This is a genomic window from Pseudomonas sp. NPDC086278 (assembly GCF_050280905.1).
In the GTDB taxonomy this organism is placed as follows: Bacteria; Pseudomonadota; Gammaproteobacteria; order Pseudomonadales; family Pseudomonadaceae; genus Aquipseudomonas.
Genome location: NZ_JBNNWE010000084.1, coordinates 1 through 26712 on the forward strand (window position 1 = coordinate 1; position 26712 = coordinate 26712).

Annotated in this window: 23 protein-coding genes; 15 read left to right on the forward strand and 8 right to left on the reverse strand. The window is 60.4% G+C overall.

Annotated elements, in window-relative coordinates; translation table 11 throughout:
* The first annotated feature begins 30 nt into the window (after window positions 1-30).
* The 4 genes from ACQKP4_RS22115 (at window position 31) to rluB (ending at window position 3391) form a co-directional block, all read left to right on the forward strand.
* Window positions 31-693, forward strand: coding sequence for a segregation and condensation protein A (locus tag ACQKP4_RS22115; protein WP_427635749.1), 663 nt, complete (start codon window positions 31-33; stop codon window positions 691-693).
* Window positions 694-704: 11 nt separating this feature from the next.
* The gene (gene scpB, locus ACQKP4_RS22120) at window positions 705-1691 is read left to right on the forward strand and encodes an SMC-Scp complex subunit ScpB (RefSeq protein WP_427635732.1); all 987 of its coding nucleotides are present in this window, start codon (window positions 705-707) and stop codon (window positions 1689-1691) included.
* A gap of 59 nt (window positions 1692-1750) precedes the next feature.
* Complete coding sequence (locus ACQKP4_RS22125) at window positions 1751-1942, forward strand: DUF1289 domain-containing protein (protein WP_427635733.1); 192 nt, start codon at window positions 1751-1753, stop codon at window positions 1940-1942.
* Window positions 1943-2098: 156 nt separating this feature from the next.
* The gene (gene rluB / locus ACQKP4_RS22130; RefSeq protein WP_427635734.1) at window positions 2099-3391 is read left to right on the forward strand and encodes a 23S rRNA pseudouridine(2605) synthase RluB; all 1293 of its coding nucleotides are present in this window, start codon (window positions 2099-2101) and stop codon (window positions 3389-3391) included.
* 201 nt (window positions 3392-3592) lie between these two features.
* Here the strand turns inward: rluB and ACQKP4_RS22135 are convergent, their stop codons facing one another.
* Together ACQKP4_RS22135 and ACQKP4_RS22140 are read right to left on the reverse strand one after the other, a co-directional pair.
* Complete coding sequence (locus tag ACQKP4_RS22135; RefSeq protein ID WP_427635735.1) at window positions 3593-4558, reverse strand: leucyl aminopeptidase; 966 nt, start codon at window positions 4556-4558, stop codon at window positions 3593-3595.
* A gap of 71 nt (window positions 4559-4629) precedes the next feature.
* Window positions 4630-4764: a hypothetical protein gene (locus ACQKP4_RS22140; protein WP_054049237.1), complete on the reverse strand. Its 135-nt coding sequence runs from the start codon at window positions 4762-4764 to the stop codon at window positions 4630-4632.
* A gap of 811 nt (window positions 4765-5575) precedes the next feature.
* Between ACQKP4_RS22140 and ACQKP4_RS22145 the strand changes: the two genes are divergently transcribed.
* Window positions 5576-6988: an amino acid permease gene (locus tag ACQKP4_RS22145; RefSeq protein ID WP_427635736.1), complete on the forward strand. Its 1413-nt coding sequence runs from the start codon at window positions 5576-5578 to the stop codon at window positions 6986-6988.
* A gap of 225 nt (window positions 6989-7213) precedes the next feature.
* Window positions 7214-7627: an alternative ribosome rescue aminoacyl-tRNA hydrolase ArfB gene (gene arfB / locus ACQKP4_RS22150; protein ID WP_008010994.1), complete on the forward strand. Its 414-nt coding sequence runs from the start codon at window positions 7214-7216 to the stop codon at window positions 7625-7627.
* Here the strand turns inward: arfB and ACQKP4_RS22155 are convergent.
* From ACQKP4_RS22155 to phhA, 6 genes are all read right to left on the reverse strand, one after another.
* Window positions 7624-8838 (reverse strand): MFS transporter, encoded by a 1215-nt coding sequence (locus tag ACQKP4_RS22155; RefSeq protein ID WP_427635737.1) that lies wholly within the window; start codon window positions 8836-8838, stop codon window positions 7624-7626. The two genes, arfB and ACQKP4_RS22155, sit on opposite strands and share 4 nt — an antisense overlap.
* A gap of 104 nt (window positions 8839-8942) precedes the next feature.
* Window positions 8943-9125, reverse strand: a complete 183-nt coding sequence (locus tag ACQKP4_RS22160) for a hypothetical protein (RefSeq protein ID WP_427635738.1) — start codon at window positions 9123-9125, stop codon at window positions 8943-8945.
* Between the two features lie 77 nt (window positions 9126-9202).
* Entirely contained in the window at window positions 9203-9334 is a 132-nt protein-coding gene (locus ACQKP4_RS22165; RefSeq protein WP_427635739.1) for a hypothetical protein, read from the reverse strand.
* 267 nt (window positions 9335-9601) lie between these two features.
* Window positions 9602-10795, reverse strand: a complete 1194-nt coding sequence (locus ACQKP4_RS22170) for an amino acid aminotransferase (RefSeq protein ID WP_427635740.1) — start codon at window positions 10793-10795, stop codon at window positions 9602-9604.
* A complete protein-coding gene (locus tag ACQKP4_RS22175; RefSeq protein ID WP_123509107.1) occupies window positions 10795-11151 on the reverse strand; it encodes a 4a-hydroxytetrahydrobiopterin dehydratase in 357 nt (118 codons plus the stop codon). The genes ACQKP4_RS22170 and ACQKP4_RS22175 overlap by 1 nt, the downstream gene beginning before the upstream one ends.
* Window positions 11152-11221: 70 nt before the next feature.
* Window positions 11222-12013, reverse strand: a complete 792-nt coding sequence (gene phhA, locus ACQKP4_RS22180) for a phenylalanine 4-monooxygenase (protein ID WP_427635741.1) — start codon at window positions 12011-12013, stop codon at window positions 11222-11224.
* Window positions 12014-12419: 406 nt separating this feature from the next.
* On the opposite strand from phhA, the gene ACQKP4_RS22185 reads away from it, so the two are divergent.
* The 9 genes from ACQKP4_RS22185 (at window position 12420) to ACQKP4_RS22225 (ending at window position 26573) form a co-directional block, all read left to right on the forward strand.
* Window positions 12420-13982, forward strand: a complete 1563-nt coding sequence (locus ACQKP4_RS22185) for a sigma-54-dependent transcriptional regulator (RefSeq protein ID WP_427635742.1) — start codon at window positions 12420-12422, stop codon at window positions 13980-13982.
* A 513-nt stretch (window positions 13983-14495) separates the two neighbouring features.
* Window positions 14496-15236 (forward strand): flagellar basal body rod protein FlgF, encoded by a 741-nt coding sequence (locus ACQKP4_RS22190; RefSeq protein WP_427635743.1) that lies wholly within the window; start codon window positions 14496-14498, stop codon window positions 15234-15236.
* Between the two features lie 45 nt (window positions 15237-15281).
* Window positions 15282-16067 (forward strand): flagellar basal-body rod protein FlgG, encoded by a 786-nt coding sequence (gene flgG / locus ACQKP4_RS22195; protein WP_027922324.1) that lies wholly within the window; start codon window positions 15282-15284, stop codon window positions 16065-16067.
* A gap of 52 nt (window positions 16068-16119) precedes the next feature.
* Window positions 16120-16815, forward strand: coding sequence for a flagellar basal body L-ring protein FlgH (gene flgH / locus ACQKP4_RS22200; protein WP_427635744.1), 696 nt, complete (start codon window positions 16120-16122; stop codon window positions 16813-16815).
* Between the two features lie 27 nt (window positions 16816-16842).
* The gene (locus ACQKP4_RS22205) at window positions 16843-17931 is read left to right on the forward strand and encodes a flagellar basal body P-ring protein FlgI (protein WP_427635750.1); all 1089 of its coding nucleotides are present in this window, start codon (window positions 16843-16845) and stop codon (window positions 17929-17931) included.
* Window positions 17932-17942: 11 nt separating this feature from the next.
* Window positions 17943-19238, forward strand: coding sequence for a flagellar assembly peptidoglycan hydrolase FlgJ (gene flgJ, locus ACQKP4_RS22210; protein ID WP_427635745.1), 1296 nt, complete (start codon window positions 17943-17945; stop codon window positions 19236-19238).
* Between the two features lie 23 nt (window positions 19239-19261).
* Window positions 19262-21328 carry a flagellar hook-associated protein FlgK gene (flgK, locus tag ACQKP4_RS22215; RefSeq protein ID WP_427635746.1) on the forward strand — a complete coding sequence of 689 codons (2067 nt, stop codon included), beginning with the start codon at window positions 19262-19264 and terminating at the stop codon, window positions 21326-21328.
* A 13-nt stretch (window positions 21329-21341) separates the two neighbouring features.
* Window positions 21342-22907 (forward strand): flagellar hook-associated protein 3, encoded by a 1566-nt coding sequence (locus ACQKP4_RS22220; protein WP_427635747.1) that lies wholly within the window; start codon window positions 21342-21344, stop codon window positions 22905-22907.
* 93 nt (window positions 22908-23000) lie between these two features.
* Window positions 23001-26573 (forward strand): glycosyltransferase, encoded by a 3573-nt coding sequence (locus ACQKP4_RS22225; RefSeq protein ID WP_427635748.1) that lies wholly within the window; start codon window positions 23001-23003, stop codon window positions 26571-26573.
* Window positions 26574-26712 lie beyond the last annotated feature (139 nt).

A 26712-nucleotide genomic window follows, 5' to 3' on the forward strand; every position in this document is an offset into this window, starting at 1 on the left:
CGGCGGCAGCACGTTTTTGTACACCTCGAAATCGGTGTCGATCAGGCTGCGCATCACCGGCGAGTTGATCACTTCATCGGAAAAGTCCTGGAAGTTACCCGCCAGTACATGGGCTATGTCGAGTTGATGCAGTCGGTGCGCCTGGAGCTGGCCGCCGAATACCTGGTGATGGCCGCCATGCTGGCCGAGATCAAGTCGCGGATGCTGTTGCCTCGCGCCGAAACGATCGAAGACGAAGAAGACGATCCGCGCGCCGAACTGATTCGCCGCTTGCAGGAGTACGAGCGCTTCAAGGCGGCGGCTGAAGGCATCGATGGCCTGACCCGGGTCGGCCGTGACGTGGTGGTGCCCAAGCTCGACGCTCCGGAAGCCAGGGCGCGCAAACTGCTGCCGGATGTACGACTGTCGGAAATATTGCTGTCCATGGCCGAGGTCCTGCGCCGTGGCGACATGTTTGAAAGCCACCAGGTCAGCCGCGAGGCGCTGTCCACCCGCGAGCGCATGAGTGACGTACTGGAACGGCTCAAGGGCGGCGGTTTTGTGCCGTTTGCCGAGTTGTTCACCGCTGAAGAAGGACGTCTGGGGGTGGTCGTGACCTTTATGGCGATCCTCGAACTGGTCAAGGAATCTTTGGTCGAGCTGGTGCAGAATGAGCCGTTCGCGGCGATCCACGTGCGAGCCCGTGCCGAATAACGAGTTGAATCATGAACCTGACTGAACCCCGCGAGCTGGCGCCACTGCTTGAAGCCTTTCTGTTGGCCTCGGGAAAACCGCAATCGCTTGAACGCCTGTTCGAGCTTTTCGAAGAGGGCGAGCGCCCGGAGCCGCCCGTCTTCAAGAAAGCGCTGACGATTCTTGCCAAGTCCTGCGATGGCCGCGCCTTCGAATTGAAGGAAGTCGCCTCCGGTTATCGCTTGCAGATTCGCGAAAAGTTTTCGCCGTGGGTGGGCCGTTTGTGGGAAGAGCGCCCGCAACGTTACTCGCGGGCCATGCTCGAAACCATCGCGCTGATCGCCTATCGCCAACCCATCACCCGGGGCGAGATCGAAGACGTGCGCGGGGTGGCGGTCAACAGTCAGATCGTCAAGACGCTGCTGGAGCGCGAGTGGATTCGCATCGTCGGTTACCGCGATGTGCCCGGTAAGCCGGCAATGTTCGCCACGACCAAGGCGTTTCTCGATCACTTCAACCTGAAGAACCTCGACGATTTGCCGCCGCTGGCAGAGTTGCGCGAGCTGGAGCCAGACCCGGTGCTCGACTTCGACGACGCGCCGGTGCCGGCCGGTTTGCAGGAACTGGCCGACGCCAGCGCCGAGCCGGAAGAGCCGAAGGAAGAAACCAGTTTCCACACGTTGCTGCTGGAGCTGGACACCATGGAGGAGGGGATCAAGACCGACTTCGACGACATTTTGCGCGACAGCGTGGTGACGGATTCCGACGAAGTGCTGGATCTGCCTGAACCCGAGATCGACGTTGAACTTCAGGTCGAGACTGAAGCCACAGCCGAAGCAGCGCCGGAACCAGAGTTGGAAGATGACGTCCTTGGGGTCGCCGAAGCGCGCGAGAAACTCCTGGCCGCTGTCGCTGCCCTCGAACAGCCGAAGCCCGAACCCGAGTTGACCGACGAAGAAGCCGAAGCTCGCGCCCTGGCCGAAGCAATCGAGGCCGAACGCCGCGAGTTTGACGACTGACACTCCTTCTTCGCGAGCAAGCCCGCTCCGACATTGAAATGTGTTCGCAGGAGTCAATGATGAGCTCAACCAAAGACCCGTGCATCAGCGTCTGCAAATTCACCGATGACATCTGCCTCGGGTGTGGGCGCAGCAAGCGCGAGATCAAGGCCTGGAAGAAGCTCGACAAGGCCGACAAGCGCACCGTCCTGGCTGAAGCGGCGTTGCGGTTGATCAAACTCGGCACCGCCGGTCGGCGGAAAAACAAGTAACTGGCTATTCATCAGCTAGTCTCTGATGCGCGAACGCTTGCATGAGCGTATGATTCGCGACCCTCCGGCGATCCCTTCGCCCGAGACCCTGCTTTCAACTCTTCAGGCCCCCTCACTTCAGAGCGGCCTGAACAGACCACACCGGGAGGTGCCCAGATGAGTATCAACGACCAGAAAGACGGCTCGAAAGACGATCAGGAAATCGGCCCTGCAGGCGAAAAACTGCAGAAAGTCCTCGCCCGTATCGGCGTCGGCTCGCGCCGTGACGTAGAAGCCTGGATCAGCCACGGCCGCATCAAGGTCAATGGCAAAGACGCCACCCTCGGGCAGCGCGTCGACATGCACGACGCCATCACCATTGATGGCAAGGTGATCAAGCGCGAAGAAGCCGCCGAGTCGGTGCGCCGCGTGATCATGTACAACAAGCCCGACGGTGAAATCTGCACCCGTCTTGACCCGGAAGGCCGTCCGACCGTTTTCGACAAGATGCCGCGCCCGAAAGAAGGTCGCTGGATCAACATCGGTCGTCTGGACATCAACACCACCGGGCTATTGATGTTCACCACAGACGGTGAACTGGCCAATCGCCTGATGCACCCCTCCTACGAAATGGACCGTGAATACGCGGTACGCGTACGTGGCGAAGTTGACGACGAGATGATCGAACGCTTGAAAGCTGGCGTCGTCCTCGAAGACGGCCCGGCCAAGTTCACCGACATCAAACAGGCACCGGGTGGCGAAGGTTTCAACCACTGGTATCACTGCGTGGTGATGGAAGGTCGCAACCGCGAAGTCCGTCGTCTGTGGGAATCCCAGGGCCTGGTGGTCAGCCGTCTGAAGCGCGTGCGTTTCGGTCCGGTGTTCCTCAACTCCGACCTGCCGATGGGTCGCTGGCGCGAAATGAGCCAGTACGAAGTCGACATCCTCAGTGCCGAAGTGGGCCTGACGCCTGTGGCCATGCCGCAGATGAACGCCAAGAGCAAAGACAAGCTCGACCGCATGCAGCGTAAATCGTCGCGTCCGATGGGCAAGACCGAGCGCGTGCGTTCGTTGCGTCCCGCTATCGGTAACCAGACGGCCGCTACGCCGCGTGATACCCGCGAACCGCATATCGAAGGCGAGCGTCCAGCCCGCAAACCAGCAGCGCCACGCGCCGATGGCGAGCGCGGTCCGCGCACACCACGTCCGGCCAACGGTCGTACTGAGCGTGGCGAAGGTCGCGGCGCGCCAAGCGGCGGTCGTAGTGATCGCGGTGCTCCGCGTGGCGATTCGAGTCGCGGTACGCCAGTGGCAGACCGTCCGGCCGACACCAAGCGTCCGGCCAAGGCGCCGGCGAAAAAACGCCCAGGTATCGTTCTGGTCGACAAGGATGCGCCATCGGGCAAACGCCGTGGCGCGCCAGCCGGTTCGGGCCAGCGCCCGGGCTTTGGGCGTCGCAAGCCGGAGTAACCGGTAAGCGCCGTATAAAAAACGCCAACCTTCGGGTTGGCGTTTTTTTTGGGTCTGGCTTTAGTGATGTAGCGAATGGTCGGACGCCTTCGCGGGCAAGCCCGCTCCCACATTTTGATCGCATACCGTGATAGCGCTCGGTCACCTGTGGGAGCGGGCTTGCCCGCGAAGGCGCCAGTAGCATCACCTGATCCCTTCAGGCTAAAACACAAACCGCCCATCAAACACCGGCTCATCATCCAGCGCCAAAACCCCGCTGGAAAAAATCAAATCCAGATGATGACTGCCCTTGGCCCCGCCGCCCAATCCAAGATGCAAGCCGCAATGGCGCTCTTCGAACCCGGCATTGCGCGCATACAACGTCTTCACGCCTTCATTGGTGCCAATCCCCAACTCCTCGATCCGCCGATTCGACGGATTGGCGTCCAGGTATTTGTTGAAATCATGCTCCAGCCCCGGTACGTCCGTGGCGATCTTGCTGATAGTCGAATTCTCGATCCACAATTCCAGCGGTGACGCCAGCACCCCGTACTTGCGGGCAAATGGAATGGTGCTGAGGAACGTCCCCATAAACTTCACCCGGCCATTTATCGCTTCGCTGTGGGTGGCGATTTCGCCGGGTGCCAGATCGAAGTTGCCGACGCCATTGATATCGGTCCACTTCTTGATGCTGCTCAGCGGTGTTTCAAACCACGAACCGTGATCATCTTTGAAACTTAACGTGGTGGCCTGGGACATGCGCTGGATCAAGTGGCTGTTCAACCCGGCAATGCGTTGCGGGGTGACACTGAATGTGTCGTAAAAGTAATCGCCGTAATCCTTGAACAGCAGCGACTTCTTCCAGTTCTCCGCCATCACGCCTTGCAGCGCACGAACAAACTCCGGGCCGTCGGGGCGTGGGTTGGGCAGGGTGGAAGAGTCGTAGAAGAAAATGTACAGATCGCTGTCGGCAATGGCCTGGGCCAGCAAATCCGTGGGTTCGAGGTCCAGACGCATCGCGCTGAAGCGGAACTGTGAACGGCTGCCGGCCTGCTCGGCAATGGCGCCGGTCAATGCTTCGTAATCTGCTGTGTGGCCAAGCAATACCTTCGCCGGGTTGATGCCGACAAGGGCCGGGTGATGTTCGAGGTAGTAAAGGAAATGCGATAGGGCCCGTAGCTTATCCATGTAGTCCTCCCTGACAAACCGAGAAAAAAGTGGCAGGCACGACCGGCCGGATCGTGCCTGCCGGGATGGCTTTACAGAGGCCACATCGCGGTGCCGAACGGAACAACCGCGTCGGCTTGCATCATTTCAACAGCGGCTTCATGGGTCGGTGCTTCAAACCAATCGTCCAGTTGCAGTTCAGTTTCCAAGTCTTTGTCCAGTTGCATAGTGAATCTCCTAGATGACTTTTGAGTCAGAACAACTTGCCGGTCGATGCGGCTCGGCAAGTCGCTGAAAACCTAGTTCACGGTGTTTTGAAACGCAAAAAAATAATTGAATTAGTTTTATTTGAACTTTTTATTCTGTTTTTTAAACGACATTTTATTAATACAAAACAAAAAACTAACTCGACCTTTTCCTTAGGAAGCTTCCTAACGTCAATTTGCAGTCGTCCTACAGATTAATCTGATTTGGAAACTAAACGTTACGGCGTGTAAAAAAATCCTGACGATAGTGAGCACCAAAACCACAGGATCGACGGTTTAAAAAAGGCTGTAAGGAAAACCTGCCGCCAGTCAGTCGCGCAATGGCTTCGCAGGGCTCTGGCCTGCTTGTTTCGGCGACGCGGGAAGGGTGAGATGCGCCCCATGCCTGCCGTGCAGGCGCATAACAAGAAGGAGGCGCAATGAACGCCGTGACGCATCTTCAACTCTCCCCGTCGGGCGATGTTTCCGTCGCCCACGTCGATGACCTGCAACGGTCCGACTCTGTTTTTGCAGCCGCCCGAGACGCTCGAGGCGGACACAGGCAATCCCGGCAAATGGCGCGCTGATCCAGCGGTGTCTGGCAGCAGGGGGTTACAGGTGTACAATGCGCCGCGTTTTACCTGTGACCTCCTGCGCAAATGCGCACACTTCAAGGCCATCCGCCTTGTTCACTCCGTCGCGTCACGAGCGTGTCGGGTTCGATTTCGTCACAGATAAAAACAAACAGGTGACGCATGACCGTTGCAAATACGTTGAACGTGGGACTTCTTTCATGAGTGGACAAAACGCGCCTTCAGGCGAGCTGAAACGCGGCCTGAAAAATCGTCATATTCAACTGATCGCCCTCGGTGGCGCGATCGGTACCGGGTTGTTCCTCGGCTCGGCCGGGGTGCTGAAAACCGCTGGCCCGTCGATGATCCTCGGCTATGCCATCTGCGGCTTCATCGCGTTCATGATCATGCGCCAGCTCGGCGAGATGATCGTCGAGGAGCCGGTGGCCGGTTCCTTCAGCCACTTCGCGCACAAATACTGGGGCGGTTTTGCCGGTTTCCTATCGGGCTGGAACTGCTGGATTCTGTACATTCTGGTGGGCATGTCGGAGCTGACCGCGGTCGGCAAATACATTCACTACTGGGCGCCGGAAATCCCGACCTGGGTCTCGGCCGCCGGCTTCTTCGTGCTGATCAATCTGATCAACCTGGCCAACGTCAAAGTCTTCGGTGAAGCCGAATTCTGGTTCGCGATCATCAAGGTGGTGGCGATTGTCGGCATGATTGCCCTGGGCAGCTATTTGCTGGTCAGCGGCCACGGCGGCCCGCAAGCATCCGTGAGCAACCTGTGGGCCCACGGGGGCTTCTTCCCGAACGGCGTCAGCGGCCTGGTGATGGCCATGGCGATCATCATGTTTTCCTTCGGTGGCCTGGAAATGCTCGGTTTCACCGCAGCCGAAGCCGACAAACCGAAAACCGTGATCCCGAAAGCCATCAACCAGGTGATCTACCGGATCCTGATTTTCTACATCGGTGCCTTGGTCATTCTGCTGTCGCTGACGCCATGGGACAGCCTGCTGAGCACCCTGAACGCGTCCGGCGACTCCTACAGCGGCAGCCCGTTCGTTCAGGTGTTCTCGATGCTCGGCAGCAGCACCGCCGCGCACATCCTCAACTTTGTGGTACTGACCGCGGCATTGTCGGTGTACAACAGCGGCACCTACTGCAACAGCCGCATGTTGCTGGGCATGGCTCAACAGGGTGATGCGCCGAAAGCCCTGGCGAAAATCGACAAGCGCGGCGTACCGGTGCGGTCGATCCTTGCCTCGGCAGCGGTGACACTGATCGCCGTGTTGCTGAACTACCTGATCCCGCAACACGCGCTGGAACTGTTGATGTCGCTGGTGGTTGCCACCCTCGTGATCAACTGGGCGATGATCAGCTTCTCGCACTTCAAATTCCGCCAACACATGAACAAAACCAAACAAACGCCGCTGTTCAAGGCGCTGTGGTACCCGTACGGAAACTACATCTGCCTGGCGTTTGTGGTGTTCATTCTCGGCGTGATGCTGCTGATCCCCGGGATCCAGATCTCGGTGTATGCGATTCCAGTGTGGGTCGTCTTCATGTGGGTTTGCTATGGCATCAAGAACAAGCGCAGCGCGCAGCAAGCGTTGCAGACCGCCGTGAAATAACCCGGCGTGCAGGAACGACAAACCCGGCCATGTGCCGGTTTGTTGTTTCCAGGATCCCCACAAACCTTGTGGGAGCGAGCTTGCTCGCGATGGCGGTGTACCAGTCAACATAAATACTGCCTGACACATCGCCATCGCGAGCAAGCTCGCTCCCACAGTGGATCTACGACGTTCCGAGGGCTTCATTCGCGGTATTCTAGCGGCCCTGACCCCGGACGCTTCTCCATGCTGGTGATTTCCAACAACGTGCACCTACCGGATGCCGAGATCGAGTTGACGGCCATTCGCGCGCAAGGTGCTGGCGGGCAGAACGTCAATAAAGTCTCCAGCGCCGTGCACCTGCGCTTCGACATTCCGGCCTCGTCCTTGCCCGAGTTCTACAAGGAGCGGTTGCTGGCGCTGCGGGACAGTCGCATCACCAGCGAAGGGGTGTTGATCATCAAGGCCCAGCAATACCGCACGCAGGAAGCCAATCGCGCGGATGCGCTGGAGCGGTTGACCGAGTTGATTCTCAGCGCCACCAAAGTCGAGAAGAAGCGCCGCCCGACCAAACCGACGCTGGGTTCGAAGAAGCGTCGGCTCGAATCCAAGACCAAGCGCGGCAGCATCAAGGCAGGGCGCGGCAAGGTCGATTTCTAGCGGGCTGCTCTTTCTTCCCGGTACTTTTCATCAAGGTGCCTTGGCGCTTGCCGGTAGAGATAAACACTCAACGCAAGACCGCTCAGCGCGGCAATCGCGGCGAACAAGAAAATAGAGGCAAAACCGAACCCGGCGGCAATTGCACCGGCCACTGGCCCGGTAATCCCCAGCGATAAATCGATAAACAGCGAATAGGCCCCGACCGCCGCGCCACGGCTGGAAGCTGGCACCAGGTTGACCGCCTCCACGCCCAGCGCCGGGAACACCAGCGAAAACCCGAACCCGCTCAACGCCGCGCCGGCCAGCGCCCAATGCGCGTCCGGCGCCAGCCATAGCAGCAGCAAGCCCAACGTTTCCACTGACAGACAAACAATCGCCACGCGAAAGCCGCCGAGACGGTTGATCAGGTTGCCGAACAGCAACCGCGCACCAATAAAGCTTGCGCCGAACAGGCTCAGGCACAGCACCGCGTTGTCCCAGTGTTGCGTCGCGTAATACAGGGTGATGAAGGTGGCGATGGTGCCAAAACCGATCGAGCCCAGCGCCAGTCCGCAGCCGTGGGGCAGCACTCGCCCCAGCACATGCATGAACGGCAGACGCTCACCGACCACAATGGGTGCCGCAGTTTTCGGCCAGGCCAATGCCAGACCGATAACCGCCAGCAGGACGATGCTCACGCCCATGCTCCACAAGCCCAAATGACTGACCAACAGCACGCCCAGCGGTGCGCCGACGGCCAATGCGCCATAGCTGGCGATGCCGTTCCAGGAGATGACTTTGGCGGTGTTCGCCGCGCCGACACGGCCGATGCCCCAGCCAATCGAGCCGGAGCCCACCAGACTTTCGGCGCTGCCGAGGACCAGGCGACCGATCAACAGGCTGATCAGGCTCAGCATCGGCAAGCTTTGGGTCCAGGCCGAAATCAGCATGAACACACCGCTCAAACCGCAACCGGCGAGGCCGTACATCACTGCCAGTTTGCTGCCTTTGTTGTCGATGATTTTGCCGGCGTAAGGCCGGCTGAGCAGGGTGGCCAGGTATTGCACGCTGATCACCAGCCCGGCAATCACGGCGCCGAAGCCGAGGTCGCTGTGGACATAACCGGGCAATACGGCGAGGGGGATGCCGATATTCAGGTAGCCGATGAAGGTAAACAGAACGATGGAAACGACTTGCAGCGTGACCGCCAGGGGGCGCTGGTTTTCAGACATGGGTAAAGGTCCACGGGAAAGCAGGATAGATAGGCTGCTTATGATAGCGGCGCGAAGGCTCGCGGGTCGTGGAAAAGTAAAACTATTTGCCGGACGGGGCTGATTCAGGGCTTGGCGGGGGCAACCAGTTGCGTCGTGACCAAAGCGGCCAAGGCGTTTTCTTCGCTGCCGAAGCGGGCGAGCAGGGCGGCTTGTTTTTCGGGGGAGAGGCGATTCCAGATCTCGATCATCTTCTCGGCGGTGCCGATCAGGACGCTGGCCTGGGTGTCGCTGAAATTGTCAGTCATGGTGTGCAACTCAAGGGTTCAGGCGGTGTGGAAAGCGCATGTTAGCGCTTTCCACACGGTCTGGTGGTGCGGGTGTTTCAGTCTTCGCTGTCAGCCTTGCGGCTGTCAGAGGCTTCTTTCGGCTCGGGCTGTTGGGCGCCGGCTTGTTGCGGGGTTGTCTGCTCAGTTTCGTGCAGGCTTGGGAAGGGGAGATTAGGGATCTCGTGCATGGTTCGCGCTCCTCGCAAAGTCTGTTGATAGATCTGGTAGATCCGCGCTTTTACAAAGCCTGCGCAGGATACAGCAGGAGAAATGACAAACAGACGTTTATCTCGGATTTCTGCGACCAATGGCCGCAGGGCTCCAAGACGGAGGCGAAACCAGATGTGGGAGCGGGCTTGCTCGCGAAAGCGGTGTATCAGTCGATTTAAATGGTGACTGACACTGCGCTTTCGCGAGCAAGCCCGCTCCCACAAGGGATATGCAATGGTTTGGGGTTACTTGCAGACTTCGGCAATCGCTTCGGCCAGCAGATCGAGGCGTGTCGCATCAATCCCGGCGACGTTGGCCCGGCCGGTGCCGACCATGTACACGCTGTGATGATCGCGCAGCTGTTTGACCTGCTCCGGCAGCAAACCGGTGTAGGAAAACATCCCGCGCTGCACGCCAATGTGTGCAAAACGCTCACGCAAGCCGTGCGGCTCAAGCGCGTCGAGCAACCCGCTGCGCAGTTGGGCGATGCGCGAACGCATGGCTTCCACTTCGTCGGCCCAGAGGCTTTTCAGCTCGGGGTCGCCGAGAATGGTCGCCACTACCGCAGCGCCGTGGTCTGGCGGCGTCGACCACAGGTTGCGGGCGATGTTGGCCAGTTGGCTGCGGATATCCATCAGCTTGTCAGCGGTTTTTGCGCAGACAATCAACGCGCCGGTGCGATCACGGTACAGCCCGAAGTTCTTCGAGCAGGAACTGGTGATCAGCACTTCCGGCAACTCGGCGGCAAACAACCGGGTCGACCACGCATCCTGTTCCAGCCCATCGCCGAAACCCTGATAGGCGAAGTCGATCAGCGGAACCAGGTCACGATTGCGTACCACGTCCAGCACTCGGCGCCAGTCGTCATGGGTCAGGTCGAAACCGGTCGGGTTGTGGCAGCAGGCGTGCAGCAAGACCACGTCGCCCTTTGGCGCTTCTTCCAGCGCCGCCAGCATCGCCTCGACGTCGAGGCGGTTATCGCTGCCGACGTAAGGGTAATGACTGACCTTGACTCCGGCCGCCGCGAAAATGGTTTCGTGGATCGGCCAGGTCGGATTGCTCAACCAGACGCCACGGCCTGGCAGGCATTGCGCGATGAAGTCGGCACTCAAGCGCAGCGCGCCGGTGCCGCCCGGCGTCTGGGTTGCGCCAGCGCGCTGTTGCGCGATCAGCGGGGAATCGGCGCCCAGCACCAGTTCGCTGATGGCCTTGCCGAACGCCGGCTCGCCGTGACCGCCGATATAGGTTTTGGTGGTCTGACGATCCACCAGGCGCTGCTCGGCGAGTTTCACCGACTGCGGAATCGGCGTCAGGCCCTGAGCGTCTTTATAGACCCCCACGCCGAGGTCGAATTTGCGCGGGTTCGGGTCCTGCGCATAGGCTTCCATCAAGCCGAGAATCGGGTCGCCGGGAACCCGGCCGATGGCATCGAAATGCATTACTTGCGGCCCTCGGCATCCTTCGCCACGTCGTCAGTGCGCGCGGCCATGATGAAGTCGTTGCGGTGCAGGCCTTTGATCGAGTGGCTCCACCAGGTCACGGTGACTTTGCCCCACTCGGTCAGCAAACCCGGGTGGTGGCCTTCAGCTTCGGAGATTTCACCGACGGCGTTGGTGAATGCCAGCGCGTGTTTGAAGTTCTTGAACAGGAAAACTTTTTCCAGTTGCATCACGCTGTCGCGCACTTCGATGTTCCAGTCCGGGATCTGTTTGATCAGTACTGGCAGTTCTTCATCGCTGACCTGAGGGGCGCCGGCCTGGCAGGCTTCGCAGTGGGCTTGGTTCAAAGTGGACATGGTCTGTTTCCCGATTCGATTCTTGTTGGACGTTACTATTTTTCAGCGCATCCCGCGACTGTCGGAGTGTTCAGGCAGCCTTGGGCTTGGGCGCAAATTTCGGTGCGTGCAGGCCCAGCTGCATGCCTTGCTTGACCATGCCCATGATGTCTTCATGGGCCACATCGAACAGGCGCTTGAGGTTGGGCAGGACAAAGTACAAAGGTTGCAGGATGTCGATGCGGTACGGTGTGCGCATGCATTCCAGCGGATCGAAGGCCTGATGTTCAGGTGCGTCCGACAGGCAATAAACGGTTTCTTTGGGCGATGACAAAATGCCGCCGCCGTAGATGCGCTGGCCTTCAGGCGTATCCACCAGGCCGAACTCGATGGTCATCCAGTACAAACGCGCCAGATACACGCGTTCTTCCTTGGAAGCCTGTAGGCCGAGTTTGCCGTAGGTGTGGGTAAACTCGGCAAACCAGGGGTTGGTCAGCAGCGGGCAGTGACCAAAGATCTCGTGGAAAATATCCGGTTCTTGCAGGTAATCCAGTTCTTCACGGGTGCGAATAAACGTCGCCACCGGAAACTGCTTGTTGGCCAGCAATTCAAAAAAGGTCTGAAAGGGAATCAGCGCCGGCACCCGGGCAACTTGCCAACCGGTGGTTTCACCGAGGACTTTGTTGATTTCGCCGAGTTGCGGAATGCGGTCGTGGGGCAGACCGAGCTTTTCGATACCGTCCAGGTATTCCTGGCACGCACGCCCTTCGATCACTTTCAGTTGACGAGTGATCAGCGTGTTCCACACCGCGTGTTCTTCGGCGGGGTAGTCGATAAAACCTTGCGCATCGGGCTCGCGAGCCACGTAGTGCGTCTGCTTCATGCTGCTCTCCTGCTAGGGGATTTCGTTCTTGTTATGTCCTGCTATGGACCCAGAAATACCTCAAGGCGTGCGGAGTTGCAGCAGGTGGCTTGCAGCTCGCGTAGGAAAATTCGCTACATTTCGTAAAGTTTTCGTTACGGATTGGCCGTTGTGGCGCAGGGGTTGCGATTCGCGGGGTTGAAAAGTGCTCTGGGTGTCACATAATCTTGACGACTAACTTTGTGCCTTGGCAGAAACATCCGCCCGGAGGCGCTGCAATTCCCTTGTGGGAGCGGGCTTGCTCGCGACGGCGAGGTGTCTGACCCATCGATGTCAGGGAGGGGTCGACGCTTTCGCGAGCAAGCCCGCTCCCACCGGTTTCGCGCCAGGCATCGAGCTTACTTACAGTCTTTTTCGGGCCTTTCTTATGCGTATCAAAGTCCATTGCCAGAACCGCATCGGCATCCTGCGCGACATTCTCAACTTGCTGGTGGAGTACGGGATTAACGTCGCTCGCGGCGAGGTCGGTGGTGAGCATGGCAACGCCATCTACCTGCATTGTCCGAACCTGATCAACATTCAGTTCCAGGCATTGCGGGCGAAATTCGAATCGATTGCCGGGGTATTTGGCGTCAAGCGCGTAGGGCTTATGCCCAGCGAGCGTCGGCACATGGAGCTCAATGCCTTGCTCGGCGCGTTGGAATTCCCCGTGTTGTCGATCGATATGGGCGGCTCCATCGTCGCCGCCAACCGCGCGGCGGCGCAGTTGCTCGGGGTGCGGGTGGACGAGGTGCCGGGCATTCCGCTGTCGCGCTATGCCGAGGATTTCGATTTGCCGGAGCTGGTGCGCGCCAACAAATCACGAATCAACGGTTTGCGGGTGAAGGTGAAGGGCGATGTGTTTCTGGCCGACATCGCGCCGCTGCAATCGGAACATGACGACAGCGAGGCCATGGCCGGCGCGGTCCTCACGTTGCACCGCGCCGACCGTGTCGGTGAGCGCATCTACAACGTGCGCAAACAGGAGCTACGCGGCTTCGACAGCATCTTCCAAAGCTCGAAAGTGATGGCGGCGGTAGTGCGCGAAGCCCGACGCATGGCGCCGCTGGATGCGCCGCTATTGATAGAAGGCGAAACCGGCACCGGCAAAGAGTTGCTGGCGCGCGCCTGCCACCTGGCGAGCCCGCGCGGCCAATCACCGCTGATGGCGCTCAACTGTGCCGGGTTGCCGGAGTCGATGGCCGAGACCGAGCTGTTCGGTTACGGCCCCGGCGCTTTCGAGGGCGCGCGGGCCGAGGGCAAGCTTGGGCTGCTGGAGCTGACGGCGGGCGGTACGCTTTTTCTCGACGGCGTCGGCGAAATGAGCCCGCGCTTGCAGGTGAAACTGCTGCGCTTCCTGCAGGACGGTTGCTTCCGGCGTGTAGGCAGTGACGAAGAGGTTTATCTGGATGTGCGGGTGATTTGTGCGACGCAGGTGGATTTGTCCGAGTTGTGCGCCCGAGGTGAGTTTCGCCAGGATTTGTATCACCGCTTGAACGTGCTTTCGCTGCACATCCCGCCGTTGCGCGAATGCCTCGACGGTTTGCCGCCGCTGGTGGAGCACTTTCTCGACCAGGCCAGTCGCCAGATCGGCTGCCCGTTGCCGAAACTGGCGCCGGCGGCGATGGAGCGGCTCAGCCATTACCATTGGCCGGGCAACGTCCGGCAACTGGAGAACGTGTTGTTCCAGGCGGTTTCCCTGTGCGAGGGCGGCACAGTGAAGGCCGAGCATATTCGCTTGCCGGATTACGGCGTGCGTCAGCCGCTTGGCGATTTTTCGCTGGAGGGTGGGTTGGATGCGATTGTCGGGCGCTTTGAGAAAGCGGTGCTGGAGCGACTGTATTCAGAACATCCGAGCAGTCGGCAACTGGGCAAGCGGTTGGGGGTTTCGCATACCACCATTGCCAACAAGCTGCGTGAGTATGAAGTTGGTAAAGAGCCCGGTGCCTAAGCAGCGGTAGCGACAACTTTGTGACCAGGGGGCTTCTGTGGTGAGGAGGCTTCTGTGGCAAGGAGGCCTCTGTGGTGAGGGAGGCTTCTGTGGCGAGGGGGCTTGCCCCCGTTGGGTTGCGAAGCAACCCCCAGCAATCTGTCAGGGCTACCGAGTTGCCTGGATTTACGACTGCTGCGCAGCCGAACGGGGGCAAGCCCCCTCGCCACAACAAGCCCCTCGCCACAAACTGTAAACATCCCTCACCTGTAAACATCCCTCACCTTTAAACATCCCTCACCTGTAAACATCCCGCAGAACATCTGTGTTGACTGCAAAGGGCCAGCACTTGCCACCAACCGGCATAACACCGCCGGTTTTTCGACTTTGACACAATCCGGAAATCCCCCCGATCTCCCCCAAGTCCTTTGTTTACCGGCCCCGGCGCCGCCAGAAAAAAGTTGGTCTGCAAATTGCTTATCGCTCATCAGTACAGCAGTGGGCGGCAAACGTCCGGCATGCAGAGGAAAGAGTGTGGACAAGTACCTTTATGTGGCAATGACCGGCGCCAGCCAGAATGCACTGGCGCAAAAGGCCCATGCCAACAACCTGGCAAACATCTCCACCAACGGTTTTCAGAAGGACCTGGAACAGGCCCGCTCGATGCCGGTGTTTGGTGACAGCTTTCCGGCGCGTGCGTTTGCAATGACTGAGCGCCCGGCCACCGACTTCTCCCCGGGTTCGATGGTTGAAACCGGTCGTGACCTCGATGTCGCCGTGCAAGGCAATGGCTGGATCGCCGTGCAGAACCCCGATGGCGCTGAAAGCTATGTGCGCACCGGCAGCCTGAACGTTGATGCATTGGGCGTGTTGCGTGCCGGCAACGGCATGCCGGTGATGGGCAATGGCGGTCCGATCGCCGTGCCACCCGAGCAGCAAATCGAAGTCGGCGAAGACGGCACCATCAGCATCCGTGCGATGGGCGAAGGCCCGCGCGTAATGGCGGAAGTCGACCGCATCAAACTGGTCAACCCTGACCTGAAGAACATGACCAAGGGCCTGGACGGTTCGATCCACACCAAAGACGGCAAGCCGGCGCAAGCCGACGCGGGCGTCAAACTGGTGTCCGGGTTCCTTGAGTCGAGCAACGTCAATGCCGTCGAAGAGATGACGTCGGTACTGGCTTTGTCGAAGCAGTTCGAGCTGCACATCAAGATGATGAACACCGCCAAAGACGATGACCAGGCCATGGCTCGGGTCTTGCAGATCAGCTAATTATCAGAACGTCGCGCCGTAAAACAGGCGCACGAGGAGAATCGAATGCTTCCGGCTCTATGGGTTGCCAAAACAGGTCTGTCCGCCCAGGACACCAACCTGACGACCATTTCCAACAACCTGGCGAACGTATCGACCACGGGTTTCAAACGTGACCGTGCCGAGTTCCAGGACTTGCTGTATCAGATCAAACGCCAGCCTGGCGCCCAGTCGACCCAGGACAGCGAATTGCCGTCGGGTCTGCAAGTGGGTACCGGTGTGCGCATCGTCGGCACCCAGAAAAACTTCACCGCCGGCAGCCTGCAAACCACCGAGCAGCCACTTGACCTGGCAGTCGACGGTCGCGGTTTCTTCCAGATCCTGCAGCCGGACGGCACCACGTCCTACACCCGTGACGGCACGTTCCACCTCGACTCCAACGGCCAGATCGTCAACGCCAGCGGCTTCGCCCTGGAGCCGGCGATTGTGATCCCGAACGACGCGCAGACCTTCACGGTCGGTCGCGACGGCACCGTGTCCATCACCGTTCCGGGCAACCCGGCCAACCAGGTGATCGGCAACCTGCAAACCGCCGACTTCATCAACCCGGCCGGCCTGCAAGCCGTGGGCAACAACCTGTTCCTGGAAACCGCCGCCAGTGGCGCACCGCAAGTCGGTACGCCGGGCCTGAACGGTTTCGGTACCACGCTGCAGAACACCCTGGAAACGTCCAACGTCAGCACCGTTGAAGAGATGGTCAACATGATCACCACTCAGCGCGCCTACGAGATGAACTCCAAGGTGATCTCCACCGCCGACCAGATGCTCTCGTTCGTAACGCAGAATCTGTAATCAAGTCTATGAGGCGACCATGAGGTCGCCTGCAACACCGTGAGGTAGGGTCATGAATCGCTTTGTATCTGTGCTGGCACTGAGTGGGATCACCGCGCTCGCGGGCTGCGTCGCGCCGACGCCCAAGCCCAATGACCCTTATTACGCCCCGGTGTTGCCGCGAACGCCGCTGCCGGCTGCCGCCAATAACGGCTCGATTTATCAGGCCGGTTTCGAGCAGAACCTGTACAGCGACCGCAAGGCTTATCGGGTCGGTGACATCATCACCATCACCCTGAACGAGAAGACCCAGGCGAGCAAAAGCGCCAACTCGCAAATCGGCAAGAACAGCAAGACCGACATCGGCCTGAGTTCGTTCTTTGGCGGTGGCCTGAACACCAATAACCCGGTGGGCAGCGGCGACCTGAGTCTGGACGTCGGCTACAGCGGCGACCGCGCGACCAAGGGTGACAGCAAGGCCGGGCAGGGCAACAGCCTCACCGGTTCGATCACCGTGACCGTCGCGGACGTGTTGCCCAACGGCATCATCGCCGTGCGTGGCGAGAAGTGGATGACACTGAACACCGGCGATGAGCTGGTGCGCATTGCCGGCATGGTGCGCGCCGATGACATCGCCACCGACAACACCGTATCGTCGACCCGCGTCGCCGATGCACGCATCACTTACTCGGGCACCGGTTCGTTTGCCGATGCGAGTCAGCCAGGCTGGTTCGACCGTTTCTTCCTCAGCCCGCTGTTCCCTTTCTAGGTGGCCACGTTGAACTTTAAACACCTGATGGTGGCCGCCCTGATGCTGTCGGCCGCGTTCAACGCGCAAGCCGAGCGGCTGAAGGACATCGCCAGTATTTCCGGCGTACGGTCCAACCAATTGATCGGCTACGGCCTGGTGGTCGGGCTTAACGGCACCGGCGACCAGACGACGCAGACCCCGTTCACCCTGCAAACTTTCAACAACATGCTTTCGCAGTTCGGCATCAAGGTGCCGCCGGGTTCGGGCAACGTGCAGTTGAAGAACGTCGCGGCGGTGTCGATCAGTGCCGATCTGCCGGCGTTCGCCAAGCCGGGTCAGCAGGTCGACATCACCGTTTCGTCCATCGGTAACTCCAAGAGCCTGCGTGGCGGCACCTTGCTGCTGACGCCGCTCAAAGGTATCGACGGCAACGTCTACGCGGTCGCTCAGGGCAACCTGGTGGTCGGCGGTTTTGATGCTGAAGGTCGGGACGGTTCGAAGATCACCGTCAACGTTCCGTCGGCCGGTCGCATCCCCGGTGGTGCGTCGGTTGAACGCTCGGTGCCGAGCGGTTTCAACCAGGGCAACAGCCTGACGCTGAACCTCAACCGTTCCGACTTCACCACCGCCAAGCGCATCGTCGACAAGATCAACGACTTGCTCGGCCCTGGCGTTGCCCAGGCCATCGACGGCGGCTCGATTCGGGTCAGTGCGCCCCTTGATCCAAGCCAGCGCGTCGACTATTTGTCGATCATCGAAAACCTTGAAGTCGACCCGGGTCAGGCGGTGGCGAAAGTCATCATCAACTCGCGCACCGGCACCATCGTGATCGGCCAGAACGTCAAGGTGTCGCCAGCCGCCGTGACCCACGGCAGCCTGACCGTGACCATTACCGAAGACCCGATCGTCAGCCAGCCCGGCCCCCTGTCCAATGGCCAGACGGTCGTCGTGCCGCGTTCGCGGGTCAACGCCCAGCAAGAAGCCAAGCCGATGTTCAAATTCGGCCCGGGCACCACCCTCGACGAAATCGTCCGTGCGGTGAACCAGGTCGGCGCGGCACCGGGTGACTTGATGGCGATCCTCGAAGCACTGAAACAGGCCGGCGCGTTGCAAGCCGACCTGATCGTGATCTGAGGACGGCAACCATGGATATGCGCAAGAGCGGTCTGGTCAGCAGCAGTGATTCGGGTTCTTACTCGGACTTGAATCGACTGAACCAGCTCAAGGTCGGCGACAAGGACAGCGACGGCAACATGCGCAAAGTGGCGCAGGAGTTCGAATCGCTGTTCCTTGGTGAAATGCTCAAGTCCATGCGCTCGGCCACCGAAGCGCTGGGCAAGGACAACCCGCTGAACACGCCGGCGGCCAAGCAATACCAGGAAATGTACGACCAGCAGTTGGCCGTTTCCATGTCCCGCGAGGGCGGCGGTATTGGTCTGGCGGACGTGTTGATGCGTCAGATGTCGAAGAACAAACCGTTGGCGCCGGGCGAGGCGGCGGCGTTGTCCGCCGCCAAGCAGGACGCGGCGAAAGCGGCTGTGCCAACGCCGATTGCGGCAGGCACCGTGGCCACTGGCGGTCCGCTGTCGCGGCTCAATGGCCAGCGTCCGTTGTGGGCTTCGCGCTCGGTGAAAGCGCCGACCGGCGAGGGCACGCATCGCAATGACATGGAGCTGATCAACCAGCGCCGGCTGGCGTTGCCGCCGAAACTGGCGGATCGCTTGCTCGCCGGTCTTGTGCCTTCGGCCACGCCCCCCGCCGCCGCGACCCCGAACAAAATCCTCTTGCCTGAGCGCGTCACCACGCCGGCGACGACCGGTGCCGGTCCGCTGTTCAATGGCGACTGGCTGGCCACGCAAACCAATGACAACGCGAGCGGACGCCTGCAGGTTTATGGCCGCGCGATGGCGCAGATTCCATTGGCGCCGCCGAAAAAAGCGTTCAGTTCCGCCGACGACTTCGTCAACACCATGCTGCCGCTGGCCAAGGAAGCCGCCGACCGCATCGGCGTCGACGCCCGCTACCTGGTGGCGCAAGCGGCACTGGAAACCGGCTGGGGCAAATCGGTCATGCGCGCCCAGGATGGCAGCAGCAGCCACAACCTGTTCGGCATCAAGGCGACCGGCAGCTGGACCGGTGATTCGGCGCGAGCGATCACCAGCGAATTCAGGAATGGCGAGATGGTCAAGGAGACGGCGCAGTTCCGTTCCTACGACTCGTACAAAGACAGCTTCCATGACCTGGTGACTTTGCTGCAAACCAACAATCGCTATCAAGATGTTGTGAAAGCGGCCGATAACCCAGAACAGTTTGTACGCGAGCTGCAGAAAGCCGGGTATGCAACAGACCCGGATTACGCCAGCAAGATTTCGCAGATAGCCAAGCAGATGTCGAGTTATCAAAACTACGCTGCGGCGGGCGCTTCCACCACGCCTCTATAGGCACAAGGCATAAGGTCTGAACCATGAGTTTGCTCAATATCGGGATGTCGGGTCTGAGCGCTAGTCAATCCTCGTTGATGACTACCGGTAACAACATTTCTAACGCTGACACCGCCGGTTACTCACGCCAGCAAACCGTGCAGAGCAGCAAACCCTCGAGTCAGTTCGGCAAGGTCTACATCGGCACCGGTACGACCCTGGCCGACGTGCGTCGCGTCTACAACAGCTACCTCGACGCGCAATTGCAGACCACCACCTCGCTCAACAGCGATGCGGCCGCGTACGCCGGGCAGATCAGCCCGCTCGACGCCTTGCTGTCGGACAGCGGCACGGGCCTCAACGGCGCGCTGACGAAGTTTTTCGCCTCGGTGCAGAACGTCAACGCCAAGCCGGGTGACGACGCGTCCCGCCAGTTGCTGCTCAGCGATGCCCAGGCCTTGAGCAACCGTTTCAACTCAGTGTCCAGCCAGTTGACCGCACAGAATGCGAGCATCAACGGCAACCTGACGAACATGGCCGACCAGATCAACAAACTGGCCGCCACCGTGGCGCAGTTGAACCAGAAAATTTCCGAAGTTTCCAAGTCCGGCGGCATGCCGAACGACCTGCTCGATGCGCGTAATGAAACCGTGCGTCAGCTCTCCACCTTCACCGGTGCGCAGGTCACCGAGCGCGACGGCAACCTCGACATTTACCTGGGCAGCGGTCAGCCGCTGGTCATGGGCGGCACCGCCAGCACCCTGCAAGTGGTGCCGAGCCAGGACGATCCGTCGCGCATGGGCATTCAGCTCAATCGCGGTTCCAGCACCGTTGACATCACCTCGGTGATGACCGGTGGTGAAATGGGCGGCCTGCTGCGCTATCGCAGCACCGTGCTCGACCCGGCCATGAACGAACTCGGTCGCGTGGCGCTGGTTGTTGCCGATCAGATGAACAGCCTCCAGGCCCAGGGCATCGACAAGAACGGTGCGTTCGGCTCGAACCTGTTCAATAGCATCAACAGCGCCGCACAGATGGCCGACCGCAGTGTCGCCACCGTCGGCAACAGCGCCGGCTCGGGCAACTTCGATGTGAGCATCGAGGACAGCGGCAAGCTGACGATCAACGACTACAAAGTCACCTTCACCAGCGGCACCAACTACACCGTGCAGCGCCTGCCGGATGGCACGTCGATGGGCGCGTTCAGCACGCTGACCACGCCGCCGCCAGTGATTGATGGTTTCTCGCTGAAGCTGACCGGCGGCACCGCTGCTGCTGGCGACACGTTCAAGATCACGCCGACCCGCAACGCGGCGGACAACATCAAGACCGAGATGACCGACTCCAAGCGTCTGGCCATCGCTGCACCGTTGAGCGCTGCGATTGCACCGGGCGGCAGCGGCACCTTGACCATTTCGTCCAGCGGTCAGCCGACCCTGACCACGCAGTTCGACATCTACGACACGGCCACCACCGCGCTTATTCAGAGCGGTATGAGCACCTCCATGCCGGTCAAAGTGGTGTTCGGTGCCGCAGCGGCCGATGGCTCCAGCCAGCCTTACCAATTGCTCGACGCCAAAGGCGTGCAGATCAGCACTGGCACCATCAAGCCGAACCAGAACAACACCCTGAGCCTGACCGTGCCTCTCAAGGACGGCACGGGTGCGCCGATCATGGATCCGGGCCCGCCCGCCGTGCAGCGCACCGTCAGCTTCGACATGACCGTGGCCGGTTCGCCAGGTACGGGCACGGCGGTGGACATCAATATCGCGCAGCCAGGCACTCTGGATAACCGTAACGGCACGGCCCTGGCCGGCTTGCAAACCAAGCAAGTGGTGGACACCGGTTCCGCCAGCAAAGGCATCTCGATGACCGATGCCTACGGCAAACTGGTCGAAGGTGTCGGCGCCAAGGCGGCCCAAGGCAAGCTCGACAGTGCCGCGACCAGCGCCATCCTCGACAACGCCAAGGGCGCCCGCGACTCATTGTCCGGTGTCGACCTCGATGAAGAGACCGGCAACCTGGTCAAGTATCAGCAGTACTACACCGCGTCTTCGCAGATCATCAAGGCTGCGCAGGAAATTTTCAGCACACTGATCAACAGTCTTTAAGGAGTCGTAGCCCATGCGCATTTCTACCGCCCAGTTTTACGAGTCCTCTGCTGCCAACTATCAGAAGAACTTTTCCAACGTGGTCAAGAGCAGCGAAGAGGCCAGCAGCCTGGTTCGCGTCAATACCGCTGCCGATGATCCGGTCGGTGCCTCGCGCCTGCTGCAATTGGGTCAACAGGCGTCGATGCTCGACCAGTACAAGGCAAACACCAATACGCTCAAGGCGACCCTGGGTCAGACCGAGTCGGTAATGACCAGCATCACCAACGTATTGCAGCGCGCCAAAGAGTTGGCCATCGGTGCCGGCAACGCCGGTTACACCGACGCCGACCGTCAAGCCAACGCTTCGGAGCTGGGTCAGATCGAAGAGCAGTTGGTCAGCCTGATGAACAGCAAGGACGAAAACGGCAAGTACATCTTTGCCGGTTCCAAAGGCGATACCGTGCCGTTCACGCAAAACGCCGATGGCACCTACAGCTATAACGGCGACCAGGTGACTCTGGACCTGGCAATCGGCGACACCATGTCGATGGCCACCAACAGCACCGGTTGGGAAGTGTTCCAGCAAGCCATCAACACCAGCCGCAGCCAGGTCACCATGACCGCGCCGGCCGTGGATGACGGCCGTGTCGTCCTGTCCAACGGCCAGGTGTCGTCGAACGTGACCTACAACAGCAAATTCCGTAGCGGCGAACCGTACACCGTTGCCGTCATCAGCGGCACCCAGTTGAAGATTACTGATTCGGGCGGTAACGACGTGACCGCCGAAGCCAGTCAGGGCGGCGCGTTCAACCCGGCCACCGCTGCGGGTCAGACCGTGTCGTTCCGTGGTGTCGATCTGAACCTCAACATCAATCTGGCGGCTGGCGATACCGCCGCCGCCGTGCTGCCGGGCCACACCTTTACCCTGGCCGCCAAGCCGGACAGCTTTACCGCAACGCGCAGCCCGGGCAACCCGACAGCCACTCAGGTAACGGGCAGCACCATCACCGACCCGGTGGCTTACCACGCCAGTTTCCCGACCGGTTCGGCGGTAATGAAGTTCACCAGCGCCACCGCGTTTGATCTGTACGCTGCACCGTTGACCGCCAGCAGCACGCCAGTGTCTTCCGGCACGGTCACCGCCGGCGTGGCGACGGCCTCGGGCGTGAGTTTCACCCTGGCTGGCACGCCGGGTGCGGGCGATCAGTTCAGCGTGGCAGTCAATACTCACGAAACCCAGAACATCCTGGACACCGTGAACCAGTTGAAAACCGCGCTGAATACGCCGATCAACGGCAATCCGATCCTGAAGCAGAAGTTTCAGGCGGCCCTGGACTCCGGCATCGGCAACCTGGCCAGCGGCGCGGATCAGTTGTCCACCGCATTGAGTTCGGTCGGCGGTCGTGGTTCGGCGCTGGATACCCAGAGCGACACCAACCAGAGCCTGGTGCTGGCCAATACCCAGACCCAATCGGCGATCCGTGATTCCGATCCGGCCGAAGTGATGACTCGCCTGACCTTGCAACAGACCATGTTGCAGGCCTCGCAGCTGGCCTTCAGCAAGATTGCCCAACTGGGCTTGTTCAACAAGATCTGAGTCTGTGTCTGTCGAGCCGCCAACCGTCTTTTACTAAGCGGTTCCGCAGCCTCTGCCTGAAAGGGCAGAGGCTCGCCGCTCGAGAGTTTCGTCGTGAATCAACACCCTCTGGTCAGCATCGTCATCCCCGCCTTCAACCCGCGCTTCTTCAGCCAGGCGCTGGAAAGCTCGCTCGCTCAAACCTATGCAAACGTCGAAATCGTCATCTGCGACGACTCGCCCTCCGATGAGATTCGCAACATCGTTGCGTCGTTTGTCGAGCCGCAGCACCCCGTCCGTTACCTGCGCAACCCCAAGCGTCTGGGCCTGCAAAAAAACCTGCTGCGCTGCGTCACCGAAGCGCGCGGCGAGTTCATCAAAGTGTTGTGCGACGACGACCGCCTGTTTACCCCGAGCATCGAGTCACAAGCGCAGATCCTGATCGATCATCGCGAGGTCACCCTCGTGTGCGGCCTGCGCATGATGAGCGACGCCAATAACTTCATCTTGCCGCCACGGATCGACAACTGCCGCTTTTCGCCCCTTGATTCGTTGCTCAAGGGCGACGACATGTTGGCTATTTTCGAGAACACCCCGAGGAATTTCATCGGCAATTTCAGCTCGACGATGATGCGTCGCGCCGATGTCCTCGAGCTGTTGCCGTCGCTGATCCAGGAAGGTTCCGGGTTTGTCGCCACGCTCGATTTCGCGTTGTTCGTGTGCCTGATGCGCCGCGGCAATATTGCCGCGCTGAACACGGTGCTGAGCACTGAGCGGCTGTACCCGGAACGTCTGAGCAAGACCACCGAAATGACTCGCGCCGCCGTGCAGGAATGGGAATGGCTGGCGCAAATGCTGACGTCGCGCGGTGGTGAGTCGGCCCCGGCGTCGGGTTGGGTGCGCTGCGTCGAATTGAGCAAAGCTTCTGAAGTGCCGCGTCAGTGGGAAGAGTTGTGCGTGGTGCGCGTGCTGGGCAACCGCAACACCGTGGTCAATGGCCGCGTGGGCGGTAACAGCGACAGCTATGCCGAGTTCTACCGCGAGTGGCTGGCGGCGCGCACGTTCAATCCGGCAGAAGCACGGCACCTGCCGGAACGCATCAGCCGCTGGGCCGTGCGTCCGAACCTGGTGCCGATCATCATCGACACCGAATCCGACAGCGCCGGGCTGAAAGCCACTTTGGCCAGCCTCGGCAGCCAGCTCTACGCATCGCAAGCGGTGGTGGTGTTGTCCAACACCGCGTTCGATGCCGACGATCACGTGCTGCAGTTGCCACTTGACGACAATTGGTCGCAGCAACTCAATGCCGTGGTGCCGCAACTGGAAGGCGCGCATTGGTTCTATTTGCTGCGTGCGGGTGACACGCTGCGCGAGTCGTCGCTGCTGGTACTGGCCGAGCGCATTGCCGGCACACCGGGCATGCTCTGCGCCTACAGCGATGAAGGCGCGCTGGTCGAAGGCGAATCTGCCGAACCGGTGTTCAAGCCTGGCTTCAATCTCGACCTGCTGCGTTCTTACCCTTACGTCGGCCGCGCTCTGGCGTTTGAGCGGCAGCGTTTTATGGCCGTCGGCGGCTTCGACTCCGCTCACGGCGAATTGGCGCCGCACGATCTGCTCTGGCGGCTGGTGGAAGAGGCCGGTCTGCACACCATCGAGCACATCGCCGAAATTCAGGTCGAGTCGACGCTGACCTTCGCCGATTGGTGTTCGTTGCCTGAGGTGATCGAAGGCAGTGAAGCGCTGGTCAGCGCACACCTGAGCCGCATCGGTCTCGAACACCGGATTCGCTCTGAAGAGTTGCCGCTGCTCAAGCGCATCGATTACCTGCACGCGCACCGGCCGCTGGTCTCGATCATCATTGCCGCGGGCACCTCGCTGGCCGCGTTGCAGCGCTGCACCGAAAGCCTGATCGAGCAGACCACTTACACCGAATACGAAATCCTGATTGTCGATGAAGGGCGCGGCGATTCGGCGATGGCCGAGTGGCTGGATGCGATGTCCGGTTTGGGCGCCGCCATGCTGCGGGTGCTGCGGCATGCCGGCCGAGGCGGTGAGGCGGCGGTGGTCAACTTCGCTTCCAGCCAGGCGCATGGCGAATACCTGTTGACGCTCAACCCGCGCAGCGTGATTTACGCCGGCGACTGGCTGGCCGAACTGCTCAATCACGCCCAGCGCCCGGAAGTCGGGGTGGTCGGGGCGCGGTTGCTGAATGCCAACGGCACCGTGGTCTCGGCCGGTTTGATTCTGGGGCTGGCCGGCCCGGCCACGTCGCCGTTTCTTGGCGAGCATGCCAGCGCCCGAGGCTACATGCAGCGTCTACAGGTGGCGCAGAACTGGAGCGCCGTCAGCAGTGATTGCCTGATGGTGCGCAAAGAAGTGTTCGACAGCCTGAATCAGCTGGATGAGGTTGATTTCAACCTGGGGCTGGGCGGTGTCGATCTGTGCCTGAAGGCCGATAAAAACGGCTACCTGATTGTCTGGACACCTTTTTCCAGCGTGATGCTGGGGGAGGGCGCGTTGCCCGCCACGTCGCCCGCCGAGTTGCAGGCGCAGGTGCAGGAACACGAAACCTTCTACACCAAATGGCTGCCGAAAATCTCCCGTGACCCGGCCTACAACCCGGCGCTGACTCTCGGCGTCACAAGCTTCAGCCTCGAGCCTTCATTGCGTCACAACTGGAACCCGTTCTGTCATCGCGACCTGCCGCTGATTCTCGGGCTGCCGGTCAACGAATCAGCGATCGGGCATTACCGGGTGACCGCGCCGCTGGCAGAGCTTGAGGCGGCAGGGCGGGTGATTGCGCGCGTGGCCTACGAGTCGCCGTCAACCGTGGAAATCGAGCGCCTGTCGCCCGATACCATCATTTTGCAGGGGCGCTACAGCGACGGTTCGGCGGCCGACATTTTGCGCATGAAGAAGTACTCCAGCGCGCTGCGGATTTTCGAACTCGACGACTACATCGTCAGCACACCGAAGAAGAACAGCCACGCCCGCAACAAACCGAGCAATACCGAGCAGATGTTGCGCGACGGTATTGCCCTGTGCGACCGCGTGGTGGTGACGACTCAGGCGCTGGCAGATGTTTTGTCGAGCATGCACAGCGAGATTCGCGTGGTGCCTAACATGCTGCCGCCTGAGCCGTGGGCGAGCCTCACCAGTCTGCGCCGCACCTCGAAAAAGCCGCGGGTCGGCTGGGGTGGCGGCACCAGCCACACCGGTGATCTGGAAATCATTGCCGACGTGGTTCGCGAGCTGGCCAATGAAGTGGAGTGGGTGTTCTTCGGCATGTGCCCGGACGCGTTGCGTCCGTACATCCATGAGTTCCACGGCACCATCGATTTGCAGAGTTATCCGTACAAGCTGGCGAGCCTGAACCTTGATTTGGCGTTGGCGCCGCTGGAGTTTCATATCTTCAACGACTGCAAGAGCAACTTGCGGTTGTTGGAATATGGCGCTTGTGGGTATCCGGTGATTTGCACGGATACCCGTGCGTACGACGGCTTCTTGCCGTGCACCAAGGTGTTGAGCAATAGCACTGAGGAGTGGTTGCAGGCGATTCGTATGCACCTGGCTGATCCGGATGCCAGTTACCGCATGGGGGATGAGTTGCGTGAGGCGGTGCATCGGGACTTCATGTTGCGCGGGGATAATTTGCAGCATTGGCTTTGGGGGTGGTTGCCGGGCTGATTCTTTTGGTGTGTATATCCGTTTTTGGGGTGATGGCTGCTGGCGGTTTCGCCCTTACGGCGAGTCCCTTTTGTCAAACGCCACAAAAGGAACCAAAAAGTCTCGCCCCGGCGTCCGGCCCCTCGCTTAGGCTCGGCGT

What these genes read in the sequence shown, in the direction of transcription:
- flgK (WP_427635746.1), top strand. Translation starts at nt 19,262, where the DNA reads ATGAGTTTGCTCAATATCGGGATGTCGGGTCTGAGCGCTAGTCAATCC.
- ACQKP4_RS22140 (WP_054049237.1), bottom strand. Translation starts at nt 4,764, where the DNA reads ATGCAACTGGACAAAGACTTGGAAACTGAACTGCAACTGGACGATTGG.
- ACQKP4_RS22220 (WP_427635747.1), top strand. Translation starts at nt 21,342, where the DNA reads ATGCGCATTTCTACCGCCCAGTTTTACGAGTCCTCTGCTGCCAACTAT.
- rluB (WP_427635734.1), top strand. Translation starts at nt 2,099, where the DNA reads ATGAGTATCAACGACCAGAAAGACGGCTCGAAAGACGATCAGGAAATC.
- ACQKP4_RS22125 (WP_427635733.1), top strand. Translation starts at nt 1,751, where the DNA reads ATGAGCTCAACCAAAGACCCGTGCATCAGCGTCTGCAAATTCACCGAT.
- ACQKP4_RS22170 (WP_427635740.1), bottom strand. Translation starts at nt 10,795, where the DNA reads ATGCATTTCGATGCCATCGGCCGGGTTCCCGGCGACCCGATTCTCGGC.
- flgH (WP_427635744.1), top strand. Translation starts at nt 16,120, where the DNA reads ATGAATCGCTTTGTATCTGTGCTGGCACTGAGTGGGATCACCGCGCTC.
- scpB (WP_427635732.1), top strand. Translation starts at nt 705, where the DNA reads ATGAACCTGACTGAACCCCGCGAGCTGGCGCCACTGCTTGAAGCCTTT.
- ACQKP4_RS22205 (WP_427635750.1), top strand. Translation starts at nt 16,843, where the DNA reads ATGGTGGCCGCCCTGATGCTGTCGGCCGCGTTCAACGCGCAAGCCGAG.
- ACQKP4_RS22135 (WP_427635735.1), bottom strand. Translation starts at nt 4,558, where the DNA reads ATGGATAAGCTACGGGCCCTATCGCATTTCCTTTACTACCTCGAACAT.
- ACQKP4_RS22155 (WP_427635737.1), bottom strand. Translation starts at nt 8,838, where the DNA reads ATGTCTGAAAACCAGCGCCCCCTGGCGGTCACGCTGCAAGTCGTTTCC.
- ACQKP4_RS22165 (WP_427635739.1), bottom strand. Translation starts at nt 9,334, where the DNA reads ATGCACGAGATCCCTAATCTCCCCTTCCCAAGCCTGCACGAAACTGAG.
- phhA (WP_427635741.1), bottom strand. Translation starts at nt 12,013, where the DNA reads ATGAAGCAGACGCACTACGTGGCTCGCGAGCCCGATGCGCAAGGTTTT.
- ACQKP4_RS22175 (WP_123509107.1), bottom strand. Translation starts at nt 11,151, where the DNA reads ATGTCCACTTTGAACCAAGCCCACTGCGAAGCCTGCCAGGCCGGCGCC.
- ACQKP4_RS22145 (WP_427635736.1), top strand. Translation starts at nt 5,576, where the DNA reads ATGAGTGGACAAAACGCGCCTTCAGGCGAGCTGAAACGCGGCCTGAAA.
- ACQKP4_RS22160 (WP_427635738.1), bottom strand. Translation starts at nt 9,125, where the DNA reads ATGACTGACAATTTCAGCGACACCCAGGCCAGCGTCCTGATCGGCACC.
- flgG (WP_027922324.1), top strand. Translation starts at nt 15,282, where the DNA reads ATGCTTCCGGCTCTATGGGTTGCCAAAACAGGTCTGTCCGCCCAGGAC.
- flgJ (WP_427635745.1), top strand. Translation starts at nt 17,943, where the DNA reads ATGGATATGCGCAAGAGCGGTCTGGTCAGCAGCAGTGATTCGGGTTCT.
- arfB (WP_008010994.1), top strand. Translation starts at nt 7,214, where the DNA reads ATGCTGGTGATTTCCAACAACGTGCACCTACCGGATGCCGAGATCGAG.
- ACQKP4_RS22185 (WP_427635742.1), top strand. Translation starts at nt 12,420, where the DNA reads ATGCGTATCAAAGTCCATTGCCAGAACCGCATCGGCATCCTGCGCGAC.